General features: G+C 63.0%; 28 protein-coding genes and 1 pseudogene. 7 read left to right on the top strand and 22 right to left on the bottom strand.

From position 1 onward, the window contains the following. Window positions 1-25: 25 nt before the first annotated feature. A complete protein-coding gene (gene mfd / locus ACWHTU_RS18285; RefSeq protein WP_447860839.1) occupies window positions 26-3,511 on the bottom strand; it encodes a transcription-repair coupling factor in 3,486 nt (1,161 codons plus the stop codon). 8 nt (window positions 3,512-3,519) lie between these two features. Continuing rightward, window positions 3,520-4,014, bottom strand: coding sequence for a D-glycero-beta-D-manno-heptose 1-phosphate adenylyltransferase (gene rfaE2, locus ACWHTU_RS18280; protein WP_447860838.1), 495 nt, complete (start codon window positions 4,012-4,014; stop codon window positions 3,520-3,522). Between the two features lie 140 nt (window positions 4,015-4,154). On the opposite strand from rfaE2, the gene ACWHTU_RS18275 reads away from it, so the two are divergent. The 3 genes from ACWHTU_RS18275 to ACWHTU_RS18265 all read left to right on the top strand — a co-directional run bounded on the left by ACWHTU_RS18275 (window position 4,155) and on the right by ACWHTU_RS18265 (window position 5,192). Further along, window positions 4,155-4,340 (top strand): hypothetical protein, encoded by a 186-nt coding sequence (locus ACWHTU_RS18275; RefSeq protein ID WP_447860837.1) that lies wholly within the window; start codon window positions 4,155-4,157, stop codon window positions 4,338-4,340. Window positions 4,341-4,354: 14 nt separating this feature from the next. Next, the gene (locus ACWHTU_RS18270) at window positions 4,355-4,690 is read left to right on the top strand and encodes a hypothetical protein (protein WP_447860836.1); all 336 of its coding nucleotides are present in this window, start codon (window positions 4,355-4,357) and stop codon (window positions 4,688-4,690) included. Between the two features lie 199 nt (window positions 4,691-4,889). Continuing rightward, on the top strand, window positions 4,890-5,192 hold the full coding sequence (locus tag ACWHTU_RS18265) for a hypothetical protein (RefSeq protein ID WP_447860835.1): 303 nt from the start codon (window positions 4,890-4,892) through the stop codon (window positions 5,190-5,192). Here ACWHTU_RS18265 and ACWHTU_RS18260 read toward each other — a convergent pair. Genes ACWHTU_RS18260 through ACWHTU_RS18250 form a run of 3 tightly spaced genes read right to left on the bottom strand, consistent with a single transcriptional unit; the run spans window position 5,189 to window position 7,395 of the window. Further along, window positions 5,189-5,812 (bottom strand): SprT-like domain-containing protein, encoded by a 624-nt coding sequence (locus ACWHTU_RS18260; RefSeq protein WP_447860834.1) that lies wholly within the window; start codon window positions 5,810-5,812, stop codon window positions 5,189-5,191. The two genes, ACWHTU_RS18265 and ACWHTU_RS18260, sit on opposite strands and share 4 nt — an antisense overlap. A gap of 22 nt (window positions 5,813-5,834) precedes the next feature. Further along, window positions 5,835-6,833, bottom strand: a complete 999-nt coding sequence (locus ACWHTU_RS18255) for a hypothetical protein (protein ID WP_447860833.1) — start codon at window positions 6,831-6,833, stop codon at window positions 5,835-5,837. Further along, complete coding sequence (locus ACWHTU_RS18250) at window positions 6,817-7,395, bottom strand: D-sedoheptulose-7-phosphate isomerase (protein ID WP_447860832.1); 579 nt, start codon at window positions 7,393-7,395, stop codon at window positions 6,817-6,819. The genes ACWHTU_RS18255 and ACWHTU_RS18250 overlap by 17 nt, the downstream gene beginning before the upstream one ends. A 102-nt stretch (window positions 7,396-7,497) precedes the next feature. Here ACWHTU_RS18250 and ACWHTU_RS18245 point away from each other — a divergent pair, with 102 nt between their 5' ends. Both ACWHTU_RS18245 and ACWHTU_RS18240 read left to right on the top strand, forming a co-directional pair. Continuing rightward, window positions 7,498-8,763: a TIGR02710 family CRISPR-associated CARF protein gene (locus ACWHTU_RS18245; protein WP_447860831.1), complete on the top strand. Its 1,266-nt coding sequence runs from the start codon at window positions 7,498-7,500 to the stop codon at window positions 8,761-8,763. Window positions 8,764-8,886: 123 nt separating this feature from the next. Further along, on the top strand, window positions 8,887-9,288 hold the full coding sequence (locus ACWHTU_RS18240; RefSeq protein WP_447860830.1) for an acyl-CoA thioesterase: 402 nt from the start codon (window positions 8,887-8,889) through the stop codon (window positions 9,286-9,288). Between the two features lie 112 nt (window positions 9,289-9,400). Here ACWHTU_RS18240 and ACWHTU_RS18235 read toward each other — a convergent pair whose 3' ends face one another. The 16 genes and pseudogenes from ACWHTU_RS18235 to ACWHTU_RS18160 form a co-directional block, all read right to left on the bottom strand. Further along, window positions 9,401-10,666: an RNA polymerase sigma factor gene (locus ACWHTU_RS18235; protein ID WP_447860829.1), complete on the bottom strand. Its 1,266-nt coding sequence runs from the start codon at window positions 10,664-10,666 to the stop codon at window positions 9,401-9,403. A gap of 227 nt (window positions 10,667-10,893) precedes the next feature. Next, a complete protein-coding gene (locus ACWHTU_RS18230) occupies window positions 10,894-11,190 on the bottom strand; it encodes a MoaD/ThiS family protein (protein ID WP_447860828.1) in 297 nt (98 codons plus the stop codon). An 88-nt stretch (window positions 11,191-11,278) separates the two neighbouring features. Next, the gene (locus ACWHTU_RS18225; RefSeq protein WP_447860827.1) at window positions 11,279-12,463 is read right to left on the bottom strand and encodes a WD40/YVTN/BNR-like repeat-containing protein; all 1,185 of its coding nucleotides are present in this window, start codon (window positions 12,461-12,463) and stop codon (window positions 11,279-11,281) included. Window positions 12,464-12,532: 69 nt separating this feature from the next. After that, window positions 12,533-12,736 carry a hypothetical protein gene (locus ACWHTU_RS18220; RefSeq protein WP_447860826.1) on the bottom strand — a complete coding sequence of 68 codons (204 nt, stop codon included), beginning with the start codon at window positions 12,734-12,736 and terminating at the stop codon, window positions 12,533-12,535. Window positions 12,737-12,817: 81 nt separating this feature from the next. Continuing rightward, window positions 12,818-13,178 (bottom strand): annotated as a pseudogene (locus ACWHTU_RS18215) (YciI family protein). A gap of 425 nt (window positions 13,179-13,603) precedes the next feature. Next, window positions 13,604-14,551 carry an amidohydrolase gene (locus tag ACWHTU_RS18210; protein ID WP_447860825.1) on the bottom strand — a complete coding sequence of 316 codons (948 nt, stop codon included), beginning with the start codon at window positions 14,549-14,551 and terminating at the stop codon, window positions 13,604-13,606. Beyond that, entirely contained in the window at window positions 14,496-15,371 is an 876-nt protein-coding gene (locus ACWHTU_RS18205; RefSeq protein WP_447860824.1) for a HEAT repeat domain-containing protein, read from the bottom strand. Before ACWHTU_RS18205 ends, ACWHTU_RS18210 begins: the two co-directional genes overlap by 56 nt. A 103-nt stretch (window positions 15,372-15,474) precedes the next feature. Then, window positions 15,475-17,013 carry a hypothetical protein gene (locus ACWHTU_RS18200; protein WP_447860823.1) on the bottom strand — a complete coding sequence of 513 codons (1,539 nt, stop codon included), beginning with the start codon at window positions 17,011-17,013 and terminating at the stop codon, window positions 15,475-15,477. Window positions 17,014-17,349: 336 nt separating this feature from the next. Then, window positions 17,350-18,537, bottom strand: coding sequence for a YncE family protein (locus tag ACWHTU_RS18195; protein ID WP_447860822.1), 1,188 nt, complete (start codon window positions 18,535-18,537; stop codon window positions 17,350-17,352). Between the two features lie 411 nt (window positions 18,538-18,948). Further along, the gene (locus tag ACWHTU_RS18190) at window positions 18,949-20,862 is read right to left on the bottom strand and encodes a TonB-dependent receptor plug domain-containing protein (RefSeq protein ID WP_447860821.1); all 1,914 of its coding nucleotides are present in this window, start codon (window positions 20,860-20,862) and stop codon (window positions 18,949-18,951) included. A gap of 213 nt (window positions 20,863-21,075) precedes the next feature. Next, entirely contained in the window at window positions 21,076-21,951 is an 876-nt protein-coding gene (locus tag ACWHTU_RS18185; protein ID WP_447863394.1) for an IS3 family transposase, read from the bottom strand. Beyond that, window positions 21,947-22,102: a hypothetical protein gene (locus tag ACWHTU_RS18180; RefSeq protein ID WP_447860816.1), complete on the bottom strand. Its 156-nt coding sequence runs from the start codon at window positions 22,100-22,102 to the stop codon at window positions 21,947-21,949. Before ACWHTU_RS18180 ends, ACWHTU_RS18185 begins: the two co-directional genes overlap by 5 nt. A 271-nt stretch (window positions 22,103-22,373) precedes the next feature. Beyond that, window positions 22,374-22,871 carry a hypothetical protein gene (locus tag ACWHTU_RS18175; RefSeq protein WP_447860820.1) on the bottom strand — a complete coding sequence of 166 codons (498 nt, stop codon included), beginning with the start codon at window positions 22,869-22,871 and terminating at the stop codon, window positions 22,374-22,376. An 826-nt stretch (window positions 22,872-23,697) separates the two neighbouring features. Beyond that, the gene (locus ACWHTU_RS18170) at window positions 23,698-23,913 is read right to left on the bottom strand and encodes a type II toxin-antitoxin system HicB family antitoxin (RefSeq protein WP_447860819.1); all 216 of its coding nucleotides are present in this window, start codon (window positions 23,911-23,913) and stop codon (window positions 23,698-23,700) included. A gap of 5 nt (window positions 23,914-23,918) precedes the next feature. Beyond that, window positions 23,919-24,113 carry a type II toxin-antitoxin system HicA family toxin gene (locus tag ACWHTU_RS18165; RefSeq protein WP_447860818.1) on the bottom strand — a complete coding sequence of 65 codons (195 nt, stop codon included), beginning with the start codon at window positions 24,111-24,113 and terminating at the stop codon, window positions 23,919-23,921. Window positions 24,114-24,206: 93 nt separating this feature from the next. Continuing rightward, window positions 24,207-24,488: a hypothetical protein gene (locus tag ACWHTU_RS18160; RefSeq protein WP_447860817.1), complete on the bottom strand. Its 282-nt coding sequence runs from the start codon at window positions 24,486-24,488 to the stop codon at window positions 24,207-24,209. Window positions 24,489-24,536: 48 nt separating this feature from the next. Between ACWHTU_RS18160 and ACWHTU_RS18155 the strand changes: the two genes are divergently transcribed. Then, entirely contained in the window at window positions 24,537-24,692 is a 156-nt protein-coding gene (locus tag ACWHTU_RS18155; RefSeq protein WP_447860816.1) for a hypothetical protein, read from the top strand. Next, window positions 24,688-25,563, top strand: a complete 876-nt coding sequence (locus ACWHTU_RS18150; protein WP_447863394.1) for an IS3 family transposase — start codon at window positions 24,688-24,690, stop codon at window positions 25,561-25,563. The genes ACWHTU_RS18155 and ACWHTU_RS18150 overlap by 5 nt, the downstream gene beginning before the upstream one ends. Before the next feature lie 270 nt (window positions 25,564-25,833). Here ACWHTU_RS18150 and ACWHTU_RS18145 read toward each other — a convergent pair whose 3' ends face one another. After that, entirely contained in the window at window positions 25,834-26,586 is a 753-nt protein-coding gene (locus ACWHTU_RS18145; protein WP_447860815.1) for a hypothetical protein, read from the bottom strand. Window positions 26,587-26,708 lie beyond the last annotated feature (122 nt).

Raw genomic sequence — 26,708 nt, 5'->3', positions numbered from 1 at the left:
CGGGGCGTTCAAAAACCAAGGCCTCTCAGGCGCGCACGGACTCATGCTGCGTGCGTCCCTTGGTATCACAGACTCCCAGGGTTTGCAAGACAACGGTGAGTTCTTGAAATTGCGAAGGCCAGTCCTGATGCGGGATTCGTAATTCGAACGAGAAGGGCGAGAGAACATGCAGGCGCGTCCCGTAGCGATCCATAAGCGCGCGCACGGCTGCGTCCGGCACCCGGGCCTTGGGATTGAAGGCGATGACCAGCGCTCCCGCTTTGACTTCGACCGAACTGAGCCGGAGTGCCTTTGCCTGCAGCTTGATCTGCATCACTTCGAACAGCCGCTCGACCGGCTCGGGCGGAAGACCGTAGCGGTCCTGGATCTCGCCGTGCAGCAGGGCCAGGTCGCCCACCTGCGCGCACGACGCGAGGCGTTTGTAGAGCGAGAGCCGATGGTGCGCGTCCGCGACATAGTCCTCGGGAATGAAGGCGGACATGCTCAGGCGCAGCACGGGATCTGGCTCCTCTTCGACGACCTGTCCTTTGAGGCGTTGCACCGCCTGCTCGACCATCTGCAGGTACAGATCGAGCCCGACGGCGGCGATGTGCCCCGACTGCTGCTTGCCCAGCAGGTTGCCTGCGCCGCGGATCTCCAGATCCGCAGCGGCGATGCGGAAGCCGGAGCCCAGTTCCGTGAACTGCTGGATGGCGATGAGTCGTTTCTGGGCGTCGCCGGTCAACATCCCTTCGTCCGGAACGAGGAAGTAGGCGTAGGCCTGATGACCGGAACGGCCGACGCGGCCGCGGAGCTGATAGAGTTGTGCCAGGCCGAACGTATCCGCGCGGTTGACGATGATCGTGTTGGCGTTTGGCACGTCCAGCCCCGACTGGATGATGGCGGAAGCGACCAGGACGTCGGCCTCCCGGTGGAAGAATTTCAACATCACGGATTCGAGGAGCTTGGAGTCCATCTGGCCGTGTGCGATGACGACGCGGGCCTCCGGCACCAGGCGCTGTAGCCACGAGCCTATCCGCTCTATCGTCTCAACACGGTTGTGGACGAAGTAGGTCTGCCCGCCTCGGCCCAGTTCGCGGACGATGGCTTCGCGGATCGTCGTCTCGTTGAAGCGGACGACCTGGGTGCGGATCGCGAGGCGGCCGGCGGGTGGGGTCTCGATCACGGAGAGATCCCGCACGCCCGACATGGCCATTTGGAGCGTCCGGGGAATCGGCGTCGCGGTCAGCGTGAGCACGTCCACTTGGGTCCGCAGTTGTTTCAGCCGCTCCTTGTGCCGGACCCCGAACCATTGTTCCTCGTCGATGATCACCAGACCCAGGTTGCGGAACCGGACGTCCTTCTGGAGCAAGCGGTGGGTGCCGATCACCACGTCGATCGCGCCGGCTTCCAGGTCCTTGAGAACAGCTTTCGTCTCTTTGGGCGACTGAAACCGCGACAGCAGCGCGACGCGCGCGGGAAACGGGGCGAAGCGCTGGGAGAAATTGTCGTAGTGTTGTTGGGCGAGCAATGTGGTGGGGGCGAGCACGGCGACCTGCCGGTTGTTCTCCACGGCCTTGAACGCGGCGCGCATCGCCACTTCGGTCTTGCCGTAACCCACGTCGCCGCACACGAGCCGGTCCATCGGTTTCGGCGATTCCATGTCGCGCTTGATGTCCTCGATCGCTTTGAGCTGGTCCGGCGTCTCCTCGTATTCGAACGCCGCTTCGAACTCGCGCGTCAGGGTCGAATCGCCGTCGTAGGTGCTGCGCTGGACAAGTTCGCGGTTGGCGTACAGTTCGATCAGCTCCTGCGCCATCTCCTCGATGTCCTTCTTGACGCGGGCCGTGGTTTTGGCCCAACTGCTTCCGCCCAGTTTGTCCAGCTTGGGCACGTGGCCCTCGGCGCCGCTGTAGCGCTGCACGTGATTCAGCCGGTCCAGCGGGACATAGAGCCTGTCGCCGGCGGCGAACTCGAGAACCAGATAGTCGCTCTCGAACCCCTGCACCTCCAGGCGTTTCAAGCCTCGATAGCGGGCGATCCCATGCTGCACGTGCACGACGAAGTCGCCCATGTTCAGGTCGTCCAGCGAGGACAGGAATGTCGCCGCCTTGGTCTTCGGAGGTGGCCGGTGCCGGATTCCCTTCGCGAACAGTTCCTCTTCCGTGATCAGTGCAAGGCGCAACTCGGGGGACACGAACCCCGCCGAGAGGTCGCCCTGCACGACGGAGAACGGCTCTTTTGCCGGGGAGGTGGCGGTCCAAAACGCCGGCTGCCACGCGCGGGCGGGCAAGTCGTGTTCGGCGAACAAGGCGAGCAGCCGATCCACCTGCCCGCGGCTTCGGGCGACGATCAACACGCGGCCGCCGTCGCGGAGCCGGTCGAGAATCCGGAGGGTTTCACTGAACGGCGTGCCGCGCGCGGCCAAACCGACGCTGCTCGGCACACGGGCGGGAAACTCGACGACCGGTCCCCGCCCCGCATCGGACGCGGCCACCGGTTCCAGGGCCAAGGTCGGCCAGGCGTGGAGCCGTTCGTGCACGGCTTCCCATGAGAGGTACATCCGATCCGGCGCGGGATAGGGAGAGGAACCGGCGGTGTCCCCGTGCCGCAGGTATCCCTCCTCAATCTCGGCCCAAAATTCCTTGGCTTTCAGGGCCAGCATGTCCGGTTGATCCAACACCGCCACCGGCTCGCTTGTGAAGTAGTCGAGCAGCGTGTCCATCCGCGGATAGACGGTTGGCCCGCGCCACTCTGCGTCGGGGGGGAAGGGCTCGAGCGCGTCCGGGGATTCCAGCGGGCGGATCAGCTCCCGCGCCGGAAGCACCCAGGCCCGGTCGAGTCGCGCGGTGGATTTCTGCGAAGCGGGGTCGAAGAACCGGGCGGACTCCACGGTGTCGCCGAGGAATTCGATCCGGAGCGGGTCGGCGTAGGCCGTCGAGTAGATGTCGACGATGCCCCCGCGGATGCTGAACTCGCCGGGGACCTCCACGACTGAGACGCGCCGGTACCCGAGCCGCAAGAGTCCGGACGAAAGCGCTTCGCGTTCGATCGACGCGCCAGGACGCAGTTCGAGACAGGCGGCGGTGAACGCGGACTGCGGCAAGAGACGTTGGATCAGCGCCGGAATCGAGGTGACCAGCATCGTGCGGGCGCCTTGCGTCAGCCGATGCAGTGCCTTCATCCGTCGCGCGATCAGGTCGATATGCGGGGCGGCGGCCTCATAGGGCAGCGTTTCCCACTCGGGGAACAGCACCAATGCGTCGGAGGTCAAACCGAAAAGCGCATGGTAGAACCGGAGGTCGTTGTAGAGACGCTCGGCCGCCTCGTCTGTCGTCGCAACCACCAGCCACGACCGGCGGGCCAATCCGGCTTCTTCGCCGCCCCGCGCGCGCGCCAACACCGTCAAGGCGAAGCCGGCGGTTGAGCCATGCAAGCCGACCAGGCAGGCTCTGCCGCCGGGCGGTCGCAACGCGGCGACGACCGGTTCCAGGAAGCGGTCCCACTGACGGGGGGAGGATGTGCTGGACACAGCGCGAGTTACGGTTTGATCGCTTGAATGCGTTCGACCAGGGCCGTGGTGGACACGCCGGGCACGAGCGGGATGGTCAAGACCCGCCCGCCGCGCGCCTCGACGACGTCGCGGCCGGCGATGCGGTCCGGCGCCCAATCGCCGCCCTTGACCAGCACGTCAGGCTGCAGGGCTTTGATCAAGGCCACGGGATCAGGCTCGTCGAACACCACGACATAGTCCACGCAGGCCAAAGCGGCCAGGACCTCAGCCCGCTGCGCTTGGGGGACGATCGGGCGTCCGGCCCCTTTCTTGAGCGAGCGGACCGACGCGTCGCTGTTCACGCCAACCACCAGGATGTCACCCAGTTCACGCGCCGCCTGCAAGTACCGGGTGTGACCGACATGCATGAGGTCGAAGCAGCCGTTGGTGAACACGATGCGTTTGCCCTGCCGCCGCAGGTCTTCCAAAATGGCCGCGAGATCCGGCTTGCTTTTGATCTTGCCGATCACGGCCCCCATCATACCCGTTCAACGACCCGGAATCCTAGTCGGGTGGAGAGCGTCGCCGCACGATCAACGGCGCGAAACCGGAAACAGCCCTCGGCGGGTTGACGAGACTCCCCCCACGGTCCTACATTCAAACTCAGGAGGGGTTGTTTTTCATGGCGGAGATTCCCGACGAGCGCGGCGGCCGAGCCTACAGCCTCTACACATCGCTGCGGCGGTACTTCGAACCGCTGAGAGAACACTGGGACAAGCTCACCCGCGAGGAGCAGGATGTGGTGATCCAGGAGCTGGAAACGTTCTTGAACTCGGTCCGGCCGCCGGACGGTCGGCGGCCTGGGTGACGATCGTTCGTGCCATGGAACTGCCGTCGGAACACCGACAAACCGTGGAGGTGGCCGTGAGCGCCCGATTCGCCCAGGCGCATGGCTGGGTGGTCAACGCCATTACCGGCTTTTTGTCGGCCTATTACATGGAAGATCCACGGTTTCACTTCCGGAAACGCTATCAGGAGCTCGAGTCCGGCGCACACGTGTGGGAATGCGAGATCGAAGACGGCGTGCCGATGACGCGGCTGATCAAGCGGCTGCTGGTCGATCTTCCGCCCGGCAAAGCCGAACCGCAACCGAGCCCAAGCGGGAACGTCCGCTATCTCATCGATTGCAGGGATGATGGGCCCTTTCTCCATAAATAGACCCTGTGAGCCCGCGGCTCAACTCAGAGCTCGCAGCGGATATGAAAAGCCGGTGGTTCCGGCCTATCTTCATCCCCTTTCCCTGTGGAAGAGGAGAGGTGGGGGCATGTTTATTGGATAGGTGTCCCGAAGCACCACGTGGACGGTTCATTATTAGCCACTAGCCATTTGTACTAGTCTCACCGGAGGTCAACCCACTATGAGACGAGCCTGCCTTCCCGTTCTCATCGCGCTCGCGATGGTCCTCGGCTCTTCGGGGCTTGTAGCGGCCGACTCCGCCGAGAAGGCCTCCGACCGGCAGAAATCCGACCGGTCGAAGAGCAAGATCGATATCAGCGTCAAAGATTTGCCGAAACCGATTCCAGAGGTGTTGGAGGGCATCAAACGCGTCGGCGACGAGGTCGGCAAGGGTATCTCCAAGGCGACCAGCGCCGCCGCGGGTGCCGTGAACAAAGCGGTGTCCGAGAAGAGAGACAGGGACAAGAAAGAAGAACGAGACTAGGCGATGGACAACGGCAGGGTGAGCTGAATCGACGCGCCGGACTCGCAGCGTGGAGGGAGTGGGCGGAGGCGCTGGGCGACCGGCAGCTCGCGTAGCGGCCCCAAGCACGCGCCGCAGCGGTGGCGGCGGGGATGGATCGTGCGGCGCTGCCGGCGATAGACGCGCCCGCAGTCCTGGCAGCGCCAGGCGTAGCGGGACAGCGCGTCCACTTCCTGGACGAGGCTGTGATAGATCGTGACAGCCAACCCGTCGCGGTTCATGACTTCCATCATGCGACGGAACTCCGGGCCGTGATCAGGGCGGCGCTTGAGCACGTCGAACTGCCACTGGTGGATCATCTCATGGGCCAGGGTGCTGACCACCTCACGTTCCAGGCCGGAGCGCGGCTTGGGCAGTCGCCGGAGCAGCGGGATGGAAAGACGAATGCATCGCCGCTCGGGCCGCCTATCCGCGCCGTCGCCGGACCTGGCCCTTGGTCCGACCTGGCTCACGAACATGCCGGCTGAGGCGGTGAGGCGCGCGCTCCAGCGGATTTCGATGGGCGGCAATGTCCCGCCGAAGTAGCGGGCGTTGAGTTCTCCCCAGGTGCGTTGGAGGTGTGCGGTCGAAAGCGCCGACATAACGGTGTCGCCGTCGGGGAGATCAGCGGTCTGCCAGTTCTTCCAGAACCGCAGCCGCGAGGAGCGGAAACATGATCTCGTGATGGCCGATCAGCGTGTACCCTTTTCCGCCCTTTTGCGTGGGCCGCCGAACGACATTGGTCATTGGCCGGTAATGGGACAAGAAATCCATGTTGACAGTGGTGATGTTGCGGAGGTCGTGCCCCAGGTTCCGGCCCAGGGCCACGGTCTTGAGGAAGACCTCCGGCATGATGACCGCCGATCCGAGATTCAGATAGACCCCGCCCTCCATTCTCGCGACGACCGCGGCCAACCGGCGAAAATCCAACAAGGAGCCGGCGCCGATTGCTGCGCCGTCGGCGGACGGGTGCATGTGAATGATGTCCGTGCCTAACGCGACGTGGACCGTCACCGGGATGCCGAGCCTGGCGCCGGTCGCCAGGATGCTGGTGGCCCGGTTCGGGAACTGACCTTTGTAGCGGTTGATGTAGTGGCCGACCGCCTCGCCGAGTCCTTGGCCGTCCTTGACCCCCCGCGCGATGGCCTCGTTCAACATGCGGCCCGTCTCTTCCGCCATCCCGAACCGGCCCGAGTCGATCTCCGCGTCCACTTCTTCCGAGGTGTGGCCCATCAAGGCCAGTTCGAAGTCGTGGATGACGACGGCGCCGTTCATCGCGACGGCGCTGATGACGCCGCGCTCCATCAGGTCCACGACGACGGGATTGAGACCGACCTTCACCGGATGCGCGCCCATGCCGAGGATCACGGGTTTCCCGTAACGGTGCGCCCGCACAATGGCGTGCACGACCTCGCGCAAGGTCTTGACGGCGAGGATGTCGGGGAGGCTTCGGAGGAACTGTTTGAACGTGCCGCCGCGCTTCCAGGACGACGCAAAATCGGAAAGGCGGACTTTGCTGTGGCGCCGCTTCAGCGGGTAGGTTTTGAGATCGGCAACGTTGATGGGTGGGATGGCGGTCCGGGGAAGAACCGGCTCGCGCGCCCCCTCAGGCGTTTTTCGCAAAGGCCTGTTCCTCGATCAACTCGCACAGCACGTGCCCGAGCGTGATGTGGCTCTCCTGGATGCGGGCCGTCACGGTCGAGGGCACGACGAATGGGTAGTCCACCATACCTGCGAGCTTCCCGCCCGTCCCGCCGGTCCAGCCGATCGTCATGAGGCCGGCTTCCTTCGCCGCCTGGACACCCTTCAGCACATTGGGAGAATTGCCGCTCGTGCTGATCGCGATGGCGATGTCGCCCTTCTGGCCGTGCGCGCGGACTTGCCGGGCGAAGATTTCGTCGTAGGCATAGTCATTGGCGATACAGGTGATCGCCGCCATGTCGGTGGCCAGCGCGATGGCGGGCAGCGGAGCCCGGTCGCGGTGATAGCGGCCGACGAACTCGGCGGCGATATGAGAGGCGTCGGTGGAACTTCCGCCGTTGCCGAACAGCAACACCTTGCGCCCTTCGCGGAAGGCCCGTCCGATGAGTTGCGCGACCTGCGCAATCCGGTCGGCGTGCTCCCGCACGAACGCGCGCTTGACCTCCACGCTCTCCTCGAACGCCTTGATAATCCGATCTTTCATGAGGGGCGATTGTAGGGGACGACGGAATCTGTGTCAAACGAGGCGGGCAAACGGTCAGGCGCGTTGATCAAGTCGAGAGCGGATGCTATAGTCCCGCCCGTCATGGCGGCCGAGAGTCCCGTCAAAGCCCTGCTGATCGCGGTCACGGACGATGCGCCGGCGGCGGTCTATGCGATTAACCGTCTGAAGCCGGAATCGCTGTGCCTCTTCGTGCCGGAATCGGCGAAATCGTTGGTGGAGACCGCGATCCAGCCGAAGGTCGCGCAGATGCCGCGCCGATGGGACTGGATCGTGACGCCGGATCCCCAGCACTTTCTGGCGTGCTATCAGGCGCTGGCGCACGCGCTCCCCGATCTCCTGCGGACCTGGGAAGTGCATCCCGGCGAGCTGATGACGGACCTGACCGGCGCCACGCCGGCGATGGCCGCCGCCTCGTCGCTGGCGGGGATGCCCTATGCTTCGCGGGTGGTGACGATGCTGCGCCCCATCGCCGGTTCGTCATCCGACGGTGAAAGGGTGACCGTCGAAGGACAGACGTACGTGTGGGTGCAAGGCAATCCGTGGGACGAGGCGGCGGTCTGGTCCCGCCGGGAAGCCTGTGAGTTGTTCAATCGAGGGGAGTTCGGCGCCGCAGCGGCGCTGTTCCGCCAGATCGAGACGCGCGTCAGCGGCGGACAAAAGCCGCTCTATCGGGCGCTGGCCGATCTCGCCGAAGGCTACGGGCTCTGGGAGAAATTTCAGTATCGGCCCGCGTGGGAGAAACTCAAGACATCGCTCAAGGCGCTGGAGATGGCGTCGCTATGGGGCGGGCCTCCGGGCTTGAAGTCGGTCCTGCCGGCGATCAAGGCGAACGCCGGCTTTCTCGAACGGGTGGTGCTCGATCCGCAGGAAGTCAAGGAAGGGGTCGCGCTGGATCTCCTCGCGCACGCGCGCCGGCGCGCCGACGTCGATCATGACGCCGAAGCAGCGATGGCGGTCTTGGTCCGGGCTCTCGAGGCTTTCGCGCAGCGGCAGCTTTTCAAACAGTACAAGATCAAGACCTGGGACGTGCAGCCCGAGCAGTTGCCGCAGGCGCTGCGGGAGACCTGCCGGACCTGTTACCTCGACGACGTGGACGGCAAGTACAAGCTGCCGCTTCAGAGCCAGTTCCGAACGCTGGCCGGACTGGGAGATCAAATAATAGGGCAGACCTTCCTCGCCCAATGGCCGAAAATGAAACCGCTCCTCGACGCAGCCGGCCACGCGGTGCTCGGCCACGGTTTTGAGCCGATCAAAGCCGAGCGGGTGCAGCAGCTCTACGAGATCGCCGTCAAGCTGGCGGACGTGAACGAAGCGGCGCTGCCGAAGTTTCCGGTGTTGAACCTCTAGCGCGATGGGCGCGACAGGTGAGAAAAGCGGGACGGTGTTGGGTCTGACCGTACAAGGAGAGAAAGGCCTAAAGGAAGTGACGTTAAGGACCATTCAGACACATGCGTCTCGCTGGTAGCTGACGTGGACATCCGCATCTACTACGAAGACACGGACTGCGGCGGGGTGGTGTACTACGCCAACTACCTCAGGTATTTCGAGTGGGCGAGGACGGAATATCTCGAAGAGCGCGGCATCTCGGTCGTCGACCTATTGAAGGATGGCACGCAGTTTCTGGTGGTCCACGCGGACGTGGACTATCGGTCTCCTGCCCGCTACGGCGAAGTCCTCAGCGTCGAAACAAAGTTGGCGGACATCGGCCGCAGTTCCCTGACCTTCAGCCACGTGATCCGGGAACGGGCCAGCCGGCGCGTCGTCGTGGAAGGCTCGGCGAAACTGGTGGCCGTGGATCTGCAAGGCAAGGTGAAGCGGTTGGATCCGTCGCTGGTGGAAGCGCTGCAAGCGCCGGTCGAGCGAGGCCATTGATGGAAAAACTCGGCACCTGGTTGGCCATTGCGGCGGTCGCGGTCGGTTTCGTCGTCCTGGCCTGGCTGCTGTTTGCGGAGAGACCGAAGGACAAGAAGAAGTGAGCGTCGGGTCACCTGCCGTCCGGCAGTTCGCGGAGCCGTCGTTCCAGAAACCGCCGCTCCGGCTCCTGCCGTGTGAGACCGAGCGCGCGTCGGTACGAAGCTCGAGCCTCTGTGGTTTTCCCCAGCCGCCGGCACAGGTCCGCCCGTGCGGCGTGAACGAGATGGTAGTCCCGCAGATCGCCGCGCGCCAGGATGGCGTCCACCAGCACCAAGCCGGCAGCGGGTCCGTCGCGCATCGCCACCGCCACCGCCCGGTTCAACTCGACCGCGGGCGACAGCTCCGCCCGTAACAACACGTCGTACAGCCCCACGATCTTCGCCCAGTCCGTCTCGGCGGCGCTCGGCGCCTCGGCATGCACCGCCACGATGGCCGCCTGAAGCGTGTACGGGCCGAACCGGCGCGAGGCGAGCGCTCGGCCCGCCAGCGCGAATCCCTCCGCAATCTGATCCCGGTTCCAGAGCGAGCGGTCCTGGTCGGCCAGCAGGATCAGCTCGCCGTCTGACGACGTGCGCGCCGCGCGCCGCGATTCATGGAGCAACATCAACGCCAACAGTCCCAGCGCCTCGGGCTCCGGGAGCAACTCGATCAGCAGCCGCCCCAGACGGATCGCCTCGGTCGAGAGGTCGCGCCGCGTCAGTGAGACGCCCGAGGAGGCGGAGTAGCCCTCGTTGAAGACCAGATAGACCACGCGGAGCACCGCGTCCAACCGGTCCGGCAGATCGGCGTGCGACGGCACGTGATAGGGGATGCGTGCGTCGCGGATCTTCCTCTTGGCCCGCACGATGCGCTGGGCCACCGTGGGCGGGGAGATGAGGAACGCGCGCGCGATTTCTTCCGTGGTGAGGCCGCAGATCTCGCGCAGCGTCAGCGCCACCTGGGCTTCGGGGGACAGGGCCGGATGGCAACAGGTGAAGATGAGCCGCAAGCGGTCATCCTCCACGCTCTGGTCGTCCCACGCTGCGGGATCGGGAGTCTCGGTTTCGAGCCGCTCGGCCAGCTCCGCCAGCGACGCGTCGTACCGGGCGCGGCGACGCATCCCGTCGATGGCTTTGAAGCGACCGGCCGAAATGAGCCACGCTCGGGGATTGGCGGGCACGCCGTCCCGCTCCCATTGCTCGACCGCCGTCGCGAAGGCGTCATGCAAAGCTTCTTCCGCAAGCTCGAAGTCGCCAAGCAGACGAATGAGCGTGGCGAGGACATGCCGCGACTCGGCGCGGTAGACAGCGTCCACTGCTTCGCGAGCCCGCTTGGTCGCGTCCTCGTTGTACTCCATATGACACCGGTTTCGCCGGCGACAAGGGCGGAAGGCGCCCACATCAGGCTGTTGCGCGGGTGCCCGCGGGAATTCAGGCGTCGACCAGGATCTTAAATCCGCCGTAGGCCATGCGCGTGACGTCGAAGGGCATGAAGTCGGGCTCTCCCTTCGCTAGTCGTGCTGTCGGGAAAAAACCCTCGCGCGTTACGGCTGAGGATTCATGGCGACAAAAGGCACGTCTCCTCTTACCCTCCCGCCATGGCCCCGACGATCAGAAAAGGCTCGGCTCCCGTTGCGACGGCGTCGGGGAGCGGAACATCGGGTGACTCGTGGGACAGATCCTGTTCGCAGGCGAAGAACCGCAGGAACGGGCGGCGCTGGTGCGTGACATGATCGCGGATCGTCCCCCGCAACATCGGATAGCGGGTCTCCAGCGCGTCGAGGATCGACCGCTGCGTCACCGGGCCTTCAAGATCCAGCCTCACCTCGCCGTCGATGCGCGCCAGCGTCCGCAGATGGGCCGGCAATACAACCCGAATCATTTCGTATCTCGCCAAAAACCGTCGTACGTATCTCGTCGCTCGTATCTCGCTTGCGAACGACGCTCCACGCGATACGCTTCACGAAGGTTCAGGGCAGTGTCTGCACCTCGACCGACAGCACAGCCGGCAGATCCCGGACGATCGGCGCCCAGCTCTCCCCGGCGTCGGCCGAGGCGTACACCTGCCCGCCGGTGGTGCCGAAGTACACGCCACAGGGATCGAGCGAGTCGACGGCCATCGCGTCGCGCAACACGTTCACGTAGCAATCGCGTTGCGGCAGACCTTTCGTCAGCGCCTCCCACTCATTGCCGCCCGTCCGGCTGCGGTACACGCGCAGCTTGCCGTCGGGCGGAAAATGCTCCGAATCGCTCTTGATCGGGACGACGTAGATGGTCTCCGGCTGGTGCGCGTGTACGGCGATCGGGAATCCGAAATCGCTCGGCAGGTTCCCGCTGATCTCGCGCCACGACTCGCCCGCGTCGTCGCTTCGCAGCACGTCCCAGTGTTTCTGCATGAACAGCACGTTCGGCTGTGACGGGTGCATAGTAATGCGATGCACGCAGTGGCCGACGTCTGCGTCCGGGTCAGGTAGCTCATACTTGGATTGCAAGCCTCGATTGATCGCCCGCCATGTCCTGCCGGCGTCGTCGGTCCGGAACGCGCCGGCCGCCGAGATCGCAATATAGATCCGCTGAGGATTGGTCCGGTCCAGCACGATCGTATGCAGACACATGCCGCCGGCACCGGGCTGCCACAGATTCCCCTTCACCTCGCGAAGGCCGGCCAGCTCCTGCCACGTCCGTCCGCCGTCGATCGAGCGGAACAAGGCGGCGTCTTCCACCCCGGCGTAGACCGTGTCCGCATTGGTCAGCGACGGTTCGAGGTGCCAGACCCGTTTGAATTCCCACGGCCGTTGCGTACCGTCGTACCACTGATGCGTGGTGAGCGGCCTGCCGGTGTCAGCAGACGTATCGTAGAGAAACATGTTGCTCTCGCCCTCCGCCATGCCGTCCGGCCCCATGAGATCTTTGGGTTGGGTTCCGGGGGCATTCCAGGTTTTGCCGCCGTCATCCGACCGTTGAATGACCTGTCCGAACCAACTGCTGGTTTGGGAGGCGTAGAGCCGATTCGGATCGACGGGAGATCCCGCGAGATGGTAGATCTCCCAGCCCGCAAACAGCGGACCGTTGATGTCCCAGTTCTTGCGCTTGCCGTCCGACGTGAGAATGAAGGCGCCTTTCCTGGTCCCAACCAGAACCCGTATCGTGCTCATCGCTCTCTCCTTGACATGATGAACTGTCACGTTCAGTCGCTCTTCTCGACGCAGACTCTCGTTCGGATTTCATCCCGGCGAGCTGTAGCCGTCAGCCGAAAACTCTCCTATCGGCGGTATCGCCGGGTTTGCGGCCGGTTCAATAAACTGCGCCCGCTCTTCGGCGCCGAGGGCGCGCTTGTAAAAGTCGATCGCCTTGTTCGTGTCCAGAACCGTGAGCATGGGAGTCACGGAGTGGTAGCCTGTGGGAATAGGTTTCACCTGCGTGGCCATGACATCCTCCTTGTCTCTCGGGATTGAAGCTACCGGCTATGAACTTTCAACTATCAACTCCGATCTCTCCCGAGATGCGCTTCACGCTTCGCGGTCCGGCAAGCCCTGGACTTCGATCACCGGCCTGACCTCGACGGTGCCCTTGCGCGCTATGGGAATCCGTGCGGCGACGGCAATGGCTTCGTCGAGATCCTTGGCCTCGATGAGGAAATAGCCCCCAGTTGCTCGTGCGTCTCCGCAAACGGGCCTCTGTCACGAGCCGGTTGCCGTCCCGCACGCGGGCGCTGATCGCCATCGAGGTTGGGTGCAGCGGGTTGACGGCCAGATATTGATCCTTCGCGCGAAGTTGATGCGCGAGCTGTATGGACTCCACGTAACACTCCTGCCGCTCGGCCTCGCTCAGCGCTTTTTCGTCGTGGTAGATCAGCAGCATGTATTTCATGTGGAAGGCTCCTCTACTGACTTCTCGGCAGAACAGGCGAGAAGGGCGTGACTCGCGGACTCGTCTGGAAGTCGCGTTCAGCCTGTCCCGCTTTTCTTGCAAGTCCCGCTTTGTCCCACAGGATAGTCGCGGAGGTCGCCAAAATCGACCATGATTTTACCCTCAGCGCAGGTCCCTGACCGGCCGCATCTCCAGGCTGCCGAACCGCGCTGATGGAAACTTCACGCCATGGTCTCTTGCAGCGAACCTCCGATGGGCATGTGAACCGTTGTTCTTGGTGGATAGTCGTTCGAAAATCTTAAAATCGACATGGGGCTTTCCGAAGCGAAGTAGAGAAAGGAGCGGATATGCGGCGGGGTTGGGGATCGGAGGTGGAAACGGGTCTAATCGGTTGAATCACGCTGGGTTACGTCACGCCAGCCGGGTTACCGTTGCTTTGAGAACTCCGCCGTGAGCACGGCTTCGCCGTTCTTATAGGCGATGCGCTCGGCGATCTCCATCGGCAGCTCAGCCAGCCATGCCCGCACCGAGCTGGCGTGCGAGCCGATCATGCCCCAGCGCTCCGGAGCGAACGTGTCCGTGCCCACCATGAACCGGTCGGAAAATTCGAGCAGGAGGGCCTGCCACTCCCTGGCAAGGCGACCATTCGGAGCGATATCGTTACGTGAAGAGAGCTCTGCCCAGAGGTTCTGATAACGACGCAACATCTCCCGCACGCGTGGCGGCTTCTCGTAGCCGGCATGGGCCCAGAGGATCCGCGCCTCCGGGTCCTGGCGGAATAAACGCTCCACCGCATCGGCATCCGAGTGAGCGTGCAGCATCAAGCCGTGCTGCTTGGCGAGCCGGACGACAGCGCGTACCACCGGCAGATCCGCATCCGCGCCGGTCACGTGAAATTCCCCGATTGCGACGTACCTGTACCGCTTCAGCCGTTCTTCAAGATAGCCGGGCAGCGACTCGTCGCGCAGCCAACGGGAGGTCTCCCCGTTCTTCCGGTAAGGTCGCAGCTCCGGCACGATCAGATCGGGCGCCTCTGCATACAGCTTTTGCGTGCCGTCGTCGCTGGAACTGGACACGAGCGCCCGCAGGACACCGGCCTGGCGCAGGAACGCGATCGCCTCCCTCGGCGAGACCACCTCCCAGGCGTCGTGGTTATAGTGGATATGAGCGTCGAACAGCGAAAGCTCGGCCGCCTGGGTGCGCGTCGGTGCGCCGAGCAGCAGGACGAGCGCAACAGCGGAAAGCAAGCGGAATGTTGGCGACATCGCTAATAGAGGACGCGCCGGAAATCGCGTTGGGATCTCGCGGAAGGGACGGCTATCGTGCGGCGGGTCGTGCGAGAACCGCTTGTGCCGCATCACGCACCCCGGCATCGGCCTCCGTTTCCAGTATGCGCGTCATGGCCGCTGCAACCGACGGGACATCGAATTCGCCCAGGGCGAGGATCGCGCGGAGACGGATTCGCCGGTCGGAATGGAGCATCAGTCTCTCGAGGACAGGGATCGCTCGACTCTCTTTGAGACGCCCCAGTTCCTCGATGGCGTTCTCCCAGGCCCGTGAAGCATAGTAGAGATCGAGGTCGGGAAAGGTTTCGGCCGGCGACAACAGCGTGTCGAACGGAGTGGGGACCCGTTGGTGAAGCTGGCGTTCGAACCGGTGAGCCAAGGCTTGAACCAAGGCCCCTGGGAGGTCTAAGTGATCCTCGACGCTTCCGCGAATCAGGTCACCGAGAAAATAAAAATAGGGATTTTCTTGGAGCTTCTCGACCACCTCCACGTAGGGAGCGGTGACCAATTCGGCATAGCTCGGCGACTCGTGAATCCTTGTCGCCAGCAGCCGCCCTCGCCGGGGATCATCGAGAGCCACGAGGCACGTAATCTCCGTGCCAGAAAGCCCCAGAGAGATCGGCTTTCCTCGTTCCTCTCGGTAGTCCACCGTGAGGATCAGATCGCGAGGGGTCTCCGGGTCCTGCGTGACGGCAAACCCAGCGGAAGTCAGTTTTGACTTCAGCGCAGGGGTCAGCGCGAACGAGACCCGCCCGCGCGTCCGCCACGTGCTGGTGTTGACGTCCAAATAAATGACTGGTGGTTTGCGAAGTCCGGCTGTTGGTTCGATCGGGGTGTCCTGCGCAGAGGACGAAAGCGCAGCGGTCAAGCCGACAAGAAGAACAGAACTGAAAAAAAGAAGTCTCATGGTATCGGCTCCGGAAGGCGAGCAAACGCGGCGATGCTACGGGAAGCGCGAAAAGGAGTCAAGCCGGATCGCACTGTCGCTTGAGCCTCTTTGGCCCAACGCATTACCGTCCAGCCAGACAAGCCGGTGAGCTGGGCCTCTTGGGCTCCCAGCACTCCGGCTTCCAGAAGGTGAACGGCGCCGAAAATTGGCCGTGCTTCTGGGGATCGGTGCTTCGCACGTCCGCGCCCGCATGAAACTCCTTGATATGAATGCGCCGGCGCAACTCCTCTGGCGTATCGTGGAGGGCGACCATGAGGTTGGTGAACCGCCCCGCGGTGCGGTCGTGCGGTGTCGCGGGATTGGCCAGGAACTCATCGACCCACACGAGCAGAGAGCCGCGCGGTGGAAGGTCCACATAACGGACCGGCTCCCAGCGGTCGCGAGCCTCCGCCCGTGCATGCAGAGTCAGATGGTAGAACTGCGCGCGAGGGTTCTTGGCCAGATAGGGGAAGACGCTGTCCTCATACTCTTTAACCGATGCGGCCGCAGCCATGTAGACGATCCGATTGAAGGGCATCGTCCCAGACGGAGATGTCCCGAAGTCGTGGATCAAACGATTGAGCACGATCGTGCCCATGCTGTGGCCCACCAACGTGATGTCCCAAGCGTCGGCGCCGCCGTTCCGCTCGAGTTCCTCCTGAAGCCGGCGCATGAAGACTGAGAACCCGCCGTCCGCCTGGACATGCTGATAGCCTTTCTCCGTGTGCGCCCGCTTAGCGACGTCGGACGCGGTGGAGAAGTCGCCGTCGGTGTGGTACAGCAGGTCCGTGCGCCGCAACATGATCTCCCAGGTGCTTTTGCCGAAGGCGTCGATGAACGGCGCGGTCAGCAGTTTGGTCGGGAGGGTGACGAACCAGGAGAATCCCGAGGCAATCATCTCGGCGATATTCCGCTTGTCGTCTCCCTCCGCCAAGTCGAAGATCCCTTCCCGTTTGACGTCGTCGGCGATGCGCCTGGCGTCCGTTTCGTCCGGCGGGGTGAAGAACGGAATGCTCCGGATGTCGTTCCAGAATTGGAACGACCAGACGACGGGCGCGCGGGCCACGCTCCGCGCCACGTCGGCGAGCAGGTAGAAGGGCGCGAACGGCACGCCCGCCACCCCAAGGTCCTGACCTTTCCTGATGTAGAGCAGGTGATCGAAATAGCTGGAGAAGAGCGAGGACTGCCAGTTGAGGAAGACCGGGAAATAGCCCGCCGCTTGGATGGTCCGGTGGAGAGCAGCGGCCCGTTGGATCGTCCCCACTTGGGTGTTCAAGCCACCGTGGACGAAGATCAAGAGCCGTTTCTTGCCGTCGATCATGGGCGCGTCACGCCGCATCGCCTCGAACAGCTTCGATAGGTAGGCGTCGTACCGGTCCCGTGTCATCTCGGGATAGGCCGTGAACCAGAAGTGCGAGCCGTCGCACGGCGCCGGCTCCTCGGCGCAGCCGACGTTCCCGGTTGGGTCCACAGGGTTCCCGCGGCCGTTGATCATCACGATGTGCTCGGGCGGCACTTGCAGGATCGACGAGCAGCCGGCGAGCACCGCCAGCCCCAGGACGATGAGCCAGCCGGCCCCCAACGTGAGGCGTAGCCCGTTCGCGCGTTGGCTTCTTCCCAAAGGGTTTCGCTGTGCGGTTATCGAGTCTCTTTTTCGGGCAATCGTCATGTTTATAACCGCGGGCGCATCATCTATGGCGCTTCGTTGCGTTGCGCCCGTTGCCTGGGCTCATTACTAGTAGCGATAGAAGATTGAGCGGCCCCGAGCGACGGCTCTTCGGCAGTCACGGGGCGAGACGGGCGAGTGGAGTCCCGAAGTCAATAAACGGGACAGCCTGCTTTGTTTTGTTGTCGAAATGTTGGCCTTGATCAATCTTGGAGCACTGTGAGTGCTCTTATATCCGAACTACAATATCCCTATCTTTCTTCCTTTTTGGCGTTTTTTTCGGCCGATGCTCTACTGCCTCATCTGGCCCACCCGCGCGCCGGCCTGCTGAAAATGATTCGGCAGCAGCATGATGCAATTCGGGTTGAACCCCTGTGTCTTCAACGTGTCGATGCTCCCAAGCACCTGCCCGCCCCTGGCCAAGTCGATCACCGTGACGGAGCCATCGCTCATGCCCTCAAGATTCAGCAAACTGTTTTGCACGAACAGATAGCGCTCGTCGGGAGACAGCACGCTATGATGCGCACCAGCCGCGGCAGGAATGGCTTGCAGAAATTTCGGCTGTCGCGGATCGGTATTGTCATACACATTCACGAACCCCGGCTTGGCCGTTGTGACGTACAACCGGTCCCCCTTGGCGTTGTACAGCATTTCCAGCGGCACACCTTGTTGCCGCGGGCCGAAGTCGTCCACCTGATGGAATGCGAAGGTCTTCGCCTGAGGATCCCAGACACCAGCCCACAGCGTCCCTTCCAGCATAGTGGTGATATGGACCACCGGCGGATCGGACTTGGGCGAGAACATGATTTCCACCGGTGCGGATTTCGCAGGAGAGAGTTTCACCGCAAGCTTGTGCGTGGACAGCACCTTCCCCGTGCTTGCTTCCAACACCGTCACGGTCTCACCCGCTTCCGACATGTTATCCGGCTTCACCGTACTCGTGACGAGCACCCGGTCGATGCCGTTATGGATCGCGATCCCGTGCGGGTAGAGGATGAAGGCCTCAGCGGGCGGGGCGGCGCTTATGACTTTCAACGGCAGATCCTTCACGGCGTCGCCCATAATCACGTTGCTCGATCCCATACAGGTCAGGTACCACGTGCGGTTGTCCTCGGAGACCACCAAGTCTTCCAGCACCTGGCACTCAGGCACGTTGATAGCGCGGAGACGGTAAGGGAAGCGGGTGAGGTCGACGACATGGAGCACCGGTTTGCCGAGCGCCGTGATGTACGCCTTGGTCCGATCACGGTTGAAGAAGATATGGTGGGCCACTAGGTCGGGCGGCAGAGGCACCTCCATTAAAATTTTCCCAAAGTCCGCCGACTGAGGATCGATGTCCATGATCGCGATGCCTTCACGCCGGACCGGCTGATTCGGCTTGCTCTCATAGTTCAAGAGAGCGAGGATCTCTGCCGCAGCGAGCGAGGCAGAAGACAAGAGGAGCACCAGACACATGGCGAAAAGACGATAGGTACGCATTGGTCCCTCCTCGAGATGAGAGGACAAGTGGCGAGCCCTTTCTTTGTGTTTCATCGTGCATCTGATGCGATTGAGCATTCGGCCGAAATAGACCAGAACGCCAACCGGTCATACGGGGTCGCAGATGAGGAACTATCATACTCTACATCGACAAAGAAAACGAACGAAGAGAAGGGAACGAAGAAAAGGGGTCGGGAATCTTTTAGCGCACAGGAATCTTTTATCGCAGATACTCACGCCCTCTCCACATGCCTGGACGAAACCTTTCTCTCCAAAATTCATGTCACAGTCACCTTGCCTCGGTCGCTGAATGCGTCATTCTACTAACCGTAGCAGGCCTGACCGATAAAAGAATCCCGACCTCTTTGTTACTGGACGCCTGGCTCAACGGTACCTCACCACTCGCGATCCTCACCAGAGCTTCGCCGTCAACCAGGTCATCACCCGGCTTCCAATCACCTCGCCCAGCGGATGTTCCCGATGTTTGTCGTTCAAGGCGTTAAAGGCCGAGACAGCCAACTCGACTTTCTCCCGCCAAAAGCGGTAGGCGACGCGGAGATTCAGGAGATTGTAGCTGCCGACCCGTCCATCCGGGACCACGGCGCCGAACGGGGCCAAGGTCGCAAAGGTGGGGTCGATCGGATAGACGGCGGCTCCGTAATGGTGCAACAGCGCTTCGGCGCTGATCCCGTTGCCCCATTCGGCGCGCAGTCCCGCGTTAACTTTGAACCGTGGGGCCCCGCGCTGCGCGCGAGTCGTGAAGGTCTGCCCGACCTCTTGGTAGGCGTAGTTCGCAAAACCGGTGAGCCATGACGTCGCCAGAAACTCGACACCCGCTTCCCCGCCGTAGATGTCGGCCTCGCCTTCGTTCACATTCACGGCGGTCGTGGCCGTCGGGGTGCGCACCGCGATCAGGTCGGAGATGTGATTGAGAAACAGATCCGCCCGCAGCCTAAGCCGGTGTCGCAGGAACCAGCCTTGATAGCCGACTTCGTAGGACACGATTTGCTCGGGATTGAGATTCGAGGTAGGCATGCCGGTCGTCACGACTGGCCCGGGGAGAACCGCGCGGGTATCGAGGTGCGTCTCCAGCAAGGTCGGAGGCCGGTACGCGACCGAGAGGGTGGCGCGGAACGTTTGATCGCGGATGGGGGTGTACAGCAGGGAGACACGCGGGCTCACTGTCGGGTTGATCTCCGTATGGAGATCGTAGCGGACCCCAGTCACCAGTCGTACAGGCCGAGTGACCTGCCATTCGCCTTGAAGGTACGCCCCCAACCGGTCTTCCCGGCCGTACCGGTCGATGATGGTGCTCGACAAGGAATTATGCCGGTAATTCACGCCGTAGGTGACGCGGTGCCCCTCGCCCACCTCGACCGCGTGCTGGGCTTCGATATTGTAGGAATTGTTGACGAAGGCGCCGATGGGCCGGCCGTTGCGATCTGTCAGCACAAACAATCCGGCGAGCCCCGGGTGGGTCCTGAAGTCCGCCGCCGTGTCGAACTCCCGCCACCACGCGCGGACGAAACCATTCCGCCGTTCGTAGCCGATGGTCGCGTAGCCGTCAGTGAACGTGCCGTTCAGCCCGACTCGGTCGGTGATCGGTCCGTCGAATCGGTTGGCGTCGACCAGTCCTCCTGAGACGACCAGCCGCGAGGCCTCATCCAGCGCATACTCGGTATGGACGTTGAACTTATACGCTCGAAAGGCGAGCGCGCGGCGGTCGTCCCATTGCTGGGTCTGATCTTCGCCGATTGAGAGGCGATAGCCGAGCTTGCCCTGGGTGTCGGCATGGATCGCGGCACTGGTCAGCGTGCCGAACTCGCCGCCGCCGACCTGCAGGGTCGTGCCTTTGATCTCGTCGGGCGATTTCGTGATGATGTTGATGACGCCGTCGAAGGCATTGAACCCGTACAACGCCTCGATCGGTCCCTTCACCACCTCGATGCGCTTGATCTCCGGCAGCGTCACCGGGATGGTCTTCCAGAACACCGAACCCTGCACATCGACGTAGATCGAACGCCCATCGACCAGCACCAACAGCTTGTTGGCGAAGACTTGGTTGTCCCCGCGGGCGCTGACGTTGAAATCCGCGCCCGTCATTTGCATCACTTCCAGGCCGGGCACGCGGCGTAGCAGGGTTGGAAGATCCACGGCACCGGAATGACGGATGTCTTCATCGGTGATCACATAGACATTGGAAGGTGCCTCAGAGATCGGCTGCTCGTGACGGATGGGGGTTGTGACTGTTTCCTCTTTGAGCAAGCGAAGCTCGTCCTGAACGCCGGGCGAAAATTCCTGCGACGTCGCTGGGGCGGGCTGCATCAACGCCCACCAGCTCAGGACCAGCGCACGGGCGAAAGGAGTGGGCTCTGGGAAACGGAGGCATGGGGGCCCCGATTCGGCTGTAAGGGATTTCCTACAAGCTGGATGCACGGCGCACGCTCCTGTGTCGGCAGTCAGGCATACCGTAAAAGAGCCGCACTACTAGCTAGTTGATTTCACTTTGTCAAGGGGGACAGGGTGATGGGTTTCGAACTACACCGGACTCACGTAGCCGAGTGACTGATGCAGTCGCTGCCGATTAGAGAAGACTTCAATGAACTCGAACACCTCCGCCCGGGCCTCGTCGCGGGTGTGATAGTCCCGGTCGTGGACCAGCTCGTTCTTGAGCGTGCTGAAGAAGCTCTCCACCACCGCGGTGTCGTAGCAGTTCCCCTTGCGGCTCCTGCTGGCGACGAGACCCTGCTGGGCCAGCCCCTGCTGAGAGGCCCCGCTCGTGTAGAGCGCCCCTTGATCCGTGTGAGGGATCAGGCCGGGGGCGGGCTGCCGCTGGGCCAGGGCCATCTCCAGCGCCGCCACGGCCACCTGTTGGTCAGGCGTGGCGCTCATCGCCCACCCGATCACCCGGCGCGAGTACAGATCGCGCAACACCGTCAGGTACAGCCAGCCGGCGCGGGTGGCGATGGCCGTGAGGTCCCCGGCCCAGACGCGATTCGGCGCGGGGGCCGTGAAGACCCGCTGCACGTGGTTGGGCGCCGGTGGGGCGCACTGATGGCGTTCGATGACGGTCCGGAACCGCCGGATGCGTCGGGCGACCAGCCCATGCACGCGGCGCAAACGGGCCACCCGATGCCGCCCACAGGCCACGCCCTCGGCGAGCAGCGCCCGCCAGAGCGTGATGGCGCCATACCGTTCCGTCGTAGCCACATGGAGCTGCCGCAGGCGGGCTCCCAGCGCCCGATTCGCCGGGGCGCGCCGACTCGTCGGGCGAGTCCGCCAGGCATCGGAGCCGCTGCGGCTCACCGCGAGCACCCCGCCCAGCCGGCGGATCGTGAACTCGTGGGCATGGGCGTGGATGAAGCCATACCTCAGGCCGACTCCCGCGCCAAGGACGTGGCGGCTTTTTTTAATTTAAAATGTCGCGCTCCTCCCGCAAGCAGGCATGCTCCCGCCGCAAGCGCTGGAGCTCGCGGGCCACTGCGGCGGCCGGGCGGCCGGAGGATTTCCAGAGTCGGAGAGCTTCCAGGTTGAATTCTTTGGTGAACCGCGATCGTTTCGCCATCGGACACCTCCTGGGGGCTATTGGCCCCTTTTGGAGGGGTCTACGAAAGTGGGGCTAGCTCATCCCGCCCCTTTTCATCTTCACCGGTACTTCATGCCGCCAAGTGGCGTCGGTGATTCGATCACCCAGTAAAACTCCTTGGGAAGATCGACTCCGTTGATTGAGTGCCTTGGTCTGGGTCAACAAGCCTTATCGCCGCTTCCTATTCCTAACGCTCACGTTGACCGGCCGCGGCGAGCGAATGCGAGCCAGCGGTCCTGTCAACGTGTTGTTAGCCAGCCTCCTTGATGATCGCGGCGAGTTGTGCCGCCTTCCTGAGGACGGCTGCCGCGTCTTTCTTCGTCGGTGCCGTGCAGGGGAATCTGGCCGGGTGGAGAATGAATGGCTCATCCTCGAGCTTGCACGGAATACCCTGCGGCCAAAGCCGTTGTAGGAGATCCAACTTCGTCGTCAGTTTCACCTGGCGCGGCACGATGACGCCCGGAGTCTTGAGAACCGCTCGTCGCGCCATGTCTCCCAGAGTCACAACATGCGGCGGGCGCAAGGATTGAAATTCAGGCGCGAATCCCACCGGGTTACAGCAGCCAACCACCGGAGGCGGCGGGTTCTGGGATCCATGTGCGTTGGGGACGATCGCGCACTTGACCGCATGAATAAGAAACAGGCCTTTACCCGTGAGTGCGTCCCACGGTTGGGCAAGAGTCTCTTCGACGAACGATCGCACGTTGTCCGACGGGTCATTCGTAGCGCTCTTCGCAACCTTACGCACGCAGACACCATCTTCATGAGGCGGCGCCAGACCGACAAGCAGTAGGGACACGGATACCTTCGGAGATACCGTCCGCTGGCGAATTTTGAGAGCGACGCAGGGGTTGGTCGCACACTTCTCGCAGTCCCAGATCCCGGTCTGGATCCTCTCCCAAGACGCGGCCCCCTCCATGGTTGCCCCGTTGCCCCGGCCTGCCCCACGCTCCGGTTCAGCGGCAGACCGCGCACCGGACCGTCTGCTGCAACCGGTTGTTATGCCGTCTCATCGATCCACCTCTTCACGCCATCGTGGAGTTCGTAGCAGCCATTGAGAATCGCGAGCGCTGTACGGAGGATGTCGCGGTCGCGCGCAACCTCCCCAATAGGGCCGTCGGGGTACTTCCCGCCGTGGAACAGGTTGTTTTCCTTGCGGTCTTGAAAAGGCGAAGGACGTACGTCTCCTCAGACTCGCCAGCACCCTGCACGATCGGGTCCCAGCCAAGCCGTCCGCCGCGCACAACCTGGCGCTGCGGAGAAAGCAGCTTGAGCTTGGCTACCGCCTCTGCAAAGCCGGGATCTGCGACCTGCGCGAATTACCCTCGCACTTTGCTGCCGAAGCGATCCCAGTCGGGCGCAGCTCCATTGTCTCGCCTGGTCTTGAGAAAGCCCTCTCGCTTAAGCGCGCACTCGTACACAGAGAACTTTCAGAAGAAGTCCAGAACGAGGTCACGATCAAGCGCGCCGGGCGGAAGTCTGGAACCCATCCTCGGGCCTCACGGCTTCTCAGTCGGCATAACGGCCGCGTCGAAGAGCGGGCAGCTTGCCGCGCGTCGCTTTCGAACGCGTTGTTATGCGGCTTCTACTTCGACGAGCTCGCTTGTGGAGGCAGGAGCCGGAATCGGTTGACCTTGTTCCTTCAACCCCTCTAAGTGAAGCTCAATCGCTCCGCGAATCAGCGATAGAACCTCCTCCTTCGATTCGCCAGCTGCGACGCAGCCCGGAAGATCCGGAACGTACGCCCCATAGGAACTCGGGCCCTTTTCGACGACAACAAGGTATCGCATACTCTTTACTTCTCCTTCTTGAGCCCGGCTTGCTTCAACGCGCTATTCAACGTACCGGGCGGAATGTCAACGTTTGGCTTTCCTGCAACCGTCACGGTGCCCTTCTTCGTCGGATGATGAAATTGACGGTGACTTCCCTTCATTCGTACCTGATACCACCCATCGGCCTCCAGCAGCTCGATGAGTTCTTTCACCTTCATGCGTAGAAGAGTACTCCCGTTCTGGTTCTGGCCGCCTAACGCCCGCGTTGAGCGGCGCGACGCCCGCCGGCGCGTCCGCTCTCAAACGCGTTGTTAGCTGCGATTGGGGTTAGGTAATAATAGAAGAGCCGGGGCATCGTCTTTGGCCTTAACAAATACGATTGCGCCAGAAATGGATTCAGGAAGAACGAAATACCCTGAGACATAGCCAATATAGACCACTGGTTTCCTGGCGTCATACTGCAGCGATAGCTTTGAACGCGAAACATCGACCAGCATTGAGTCGCGGCCGGTTCTCGCTAAATGAGCATTGTAGGTGCCGTAATAGAAGGCCATTCCGGCGACGAAGATTAAGAGGAACTGAGCTAGCCCCACTTTCGTAGACCCCTCCAAAAGGGGCCAATAGCCCCCAGGAGGTGTCCGATGGCGAAACGATCGCGGTTCACCAAAGAATTCAACCTGGAAGCTCTCCGACTCTGGAAATCCTCCGGCCGCCCGGCCGCCGCAGTGGCCCGCGAGCTCCAGCGCTTGCGGCGGGAGCATGCCTGCTTGCGGGAGGAGCGCGACATTTTAAATTAAAAAAAGCCGCCACGTCCTTGGCGCGGGAGTCGGCCTGAGGTATGGCTTCATCCACGCCCATGCCCACGAGTTCACGATCCGCCGGCTGGGCGGGGTGCTCGCGGTGAGCCGCAGCGGCTCCGATGCCTGGCGGACTCGCCCGACGAGTCGGCGCGCCCCGGCGAATCGGGCGCTGGGAGCCCGCCTGCGGCAGCTCCATGTGGCTACGACGGAACGGTATGGCGCCATCACGCTCTGGCGGGCGCTGCTCGCCGAGGGCGTGGCCTGTGGGCGGCATCGGGTGGCCCGTTTGCGCCGCGTGCATGGGCTGGTCGCCCGACGCATCCGGCGGTTCCGGACCGTCATCGAACGCCATCAGTGCGCCCCACCGGCGCCCAACCACGTGCAGCGGGTCTTCACGGCCCCCGCGCCGAATCGCGTCTGGGCCGGGGACCTCACGGCCATCGCCACCCGCGCCGGCTGGCTGTACCTGACGGTGTTGCGCGATCTGTACTCGCGCCGGGTGATCGGGTGGGCGATGAGCGCCACGCCTGACCAACAGGTGGCCGTGGCGGCGCTGGAGATGGCCCTGGCCCAGCGGCAGCCCGCCCCCGGCCTGATCCCTCACACGGATCAAGGGGCGCTCTACACGAGCGGGGCCTCTCAGCAGGGGCTGGCCCAGCAGGGTCTCGTCGCCAGCAGGAGCCGCAAGGGGAACTGCTACGACACCGCGGTGGTGGAGAGCTTCTTCAGCACGCTCAAGAACGAGCTGGTCCACGACCGGGACTATCACACCCGCGACGAGGCCCGGGCGGAGGTGTTCGAGTTCATTGAAGTCTTCTCTAATCGGCAGCGACTGCATCAGTCACTCGGCTACGTGAGTCCGGTGTAGTTCGAAACCCATCACCCTGTCCCCCTTCGCGGGTGTCCACGGTATCGGGGGTAGCTCAGAATGTCTCTTTTTCTTCTTACTTATGAGTGGCACCGTCGTCACGTAAACCCAGAATCTCAGTCCAACGTTAGCGTTTCGGGCGGCTTCGGCATTCCAGCGGTACCCGGAGTCCGGCGAAGGAATAAGCCACTGAGGGACCGCGATACGGGATTCATATAGTCCGTTCCGTCATGTAGGTGCTTTTCGCCATTACTCCTGGGTTCGTGAGCGTTAGACGCCACTTCTCACCACGACGTGTCTGAGCAGACCAAGGAGCTTCTCGACGTTGCCTCGATCCAAACGTTCGAGCAGGCCTTGAACCCCTACCCGGCTGAGGAGGTCCGGCTCGAGGACAATGCCGACGCGAAGCGCGGGAATGGAGCCCATGGTGGTCAGCGCCTTGATGAAGTTGCGTGCGGGATCCTGGGTCCTGCCAGAGTCCGCGAACTGGTCGAGACTTCCGTTCGTGTTGTTGAGTCGGGCGTCCAGGTTCTGGGCCTCCCCGACGTAGAGGGGTGCCTTCGCCGCGTCGCAGATGACATACCAGCCCGGGTCAGTGGGCAGGCGACCCTCCGGGGTGCGGAAATAGCATTCGCGGTGGAGCTCGAGCGCGTGCCAAGCTGCTGGAGCCGAGAGCACCGCGGTGACGGTCTCCAGGAGGCGACGCACCAGTTCGATGTCATTCAGGTCCAGCTTGTCGCAGATCAGCTTGGCACGCAGACTCAGACCACGAGACATCGCCGGCTCAGGCGCGGACACCGTGACCCGGGCCTGCGGCGTACTGTCGCGGATGACGTTCACCGTCTTCGTCCGCCCGCAGCGCACGCGCCGATCCTGGCGGCGCGTGATGTGCCGAGGCTCGAGTCGCCGGCAGATCTGATTTACCTGCTGCCGTGGCTCGATGCCCGTCGCTGTCGCGATGCAATCATCGCAGCACGCGGTCGTCCCCTCCAGAAACTTCAGGATGGTTTCGGCGTTGCTCATCGCCAAGGCCCCGGTTGTGCGCCTAACTATTGAGTAGATTGGTCAGCCTATCCCCGCAACCGGTTTCTTGGTTACGGCCAATCTAATAAGCTTTTTCCGTACTTAGCAAGAAATTTTTCGGC

It is taken from the genome of Nitrospira calida (assembly GCF_976986435.1).
The sequence above is the reverse complement of the archived record's forward strand: the minus strand, read 5'-3'. Positions and strand labels throughout refer to the sequence as shown.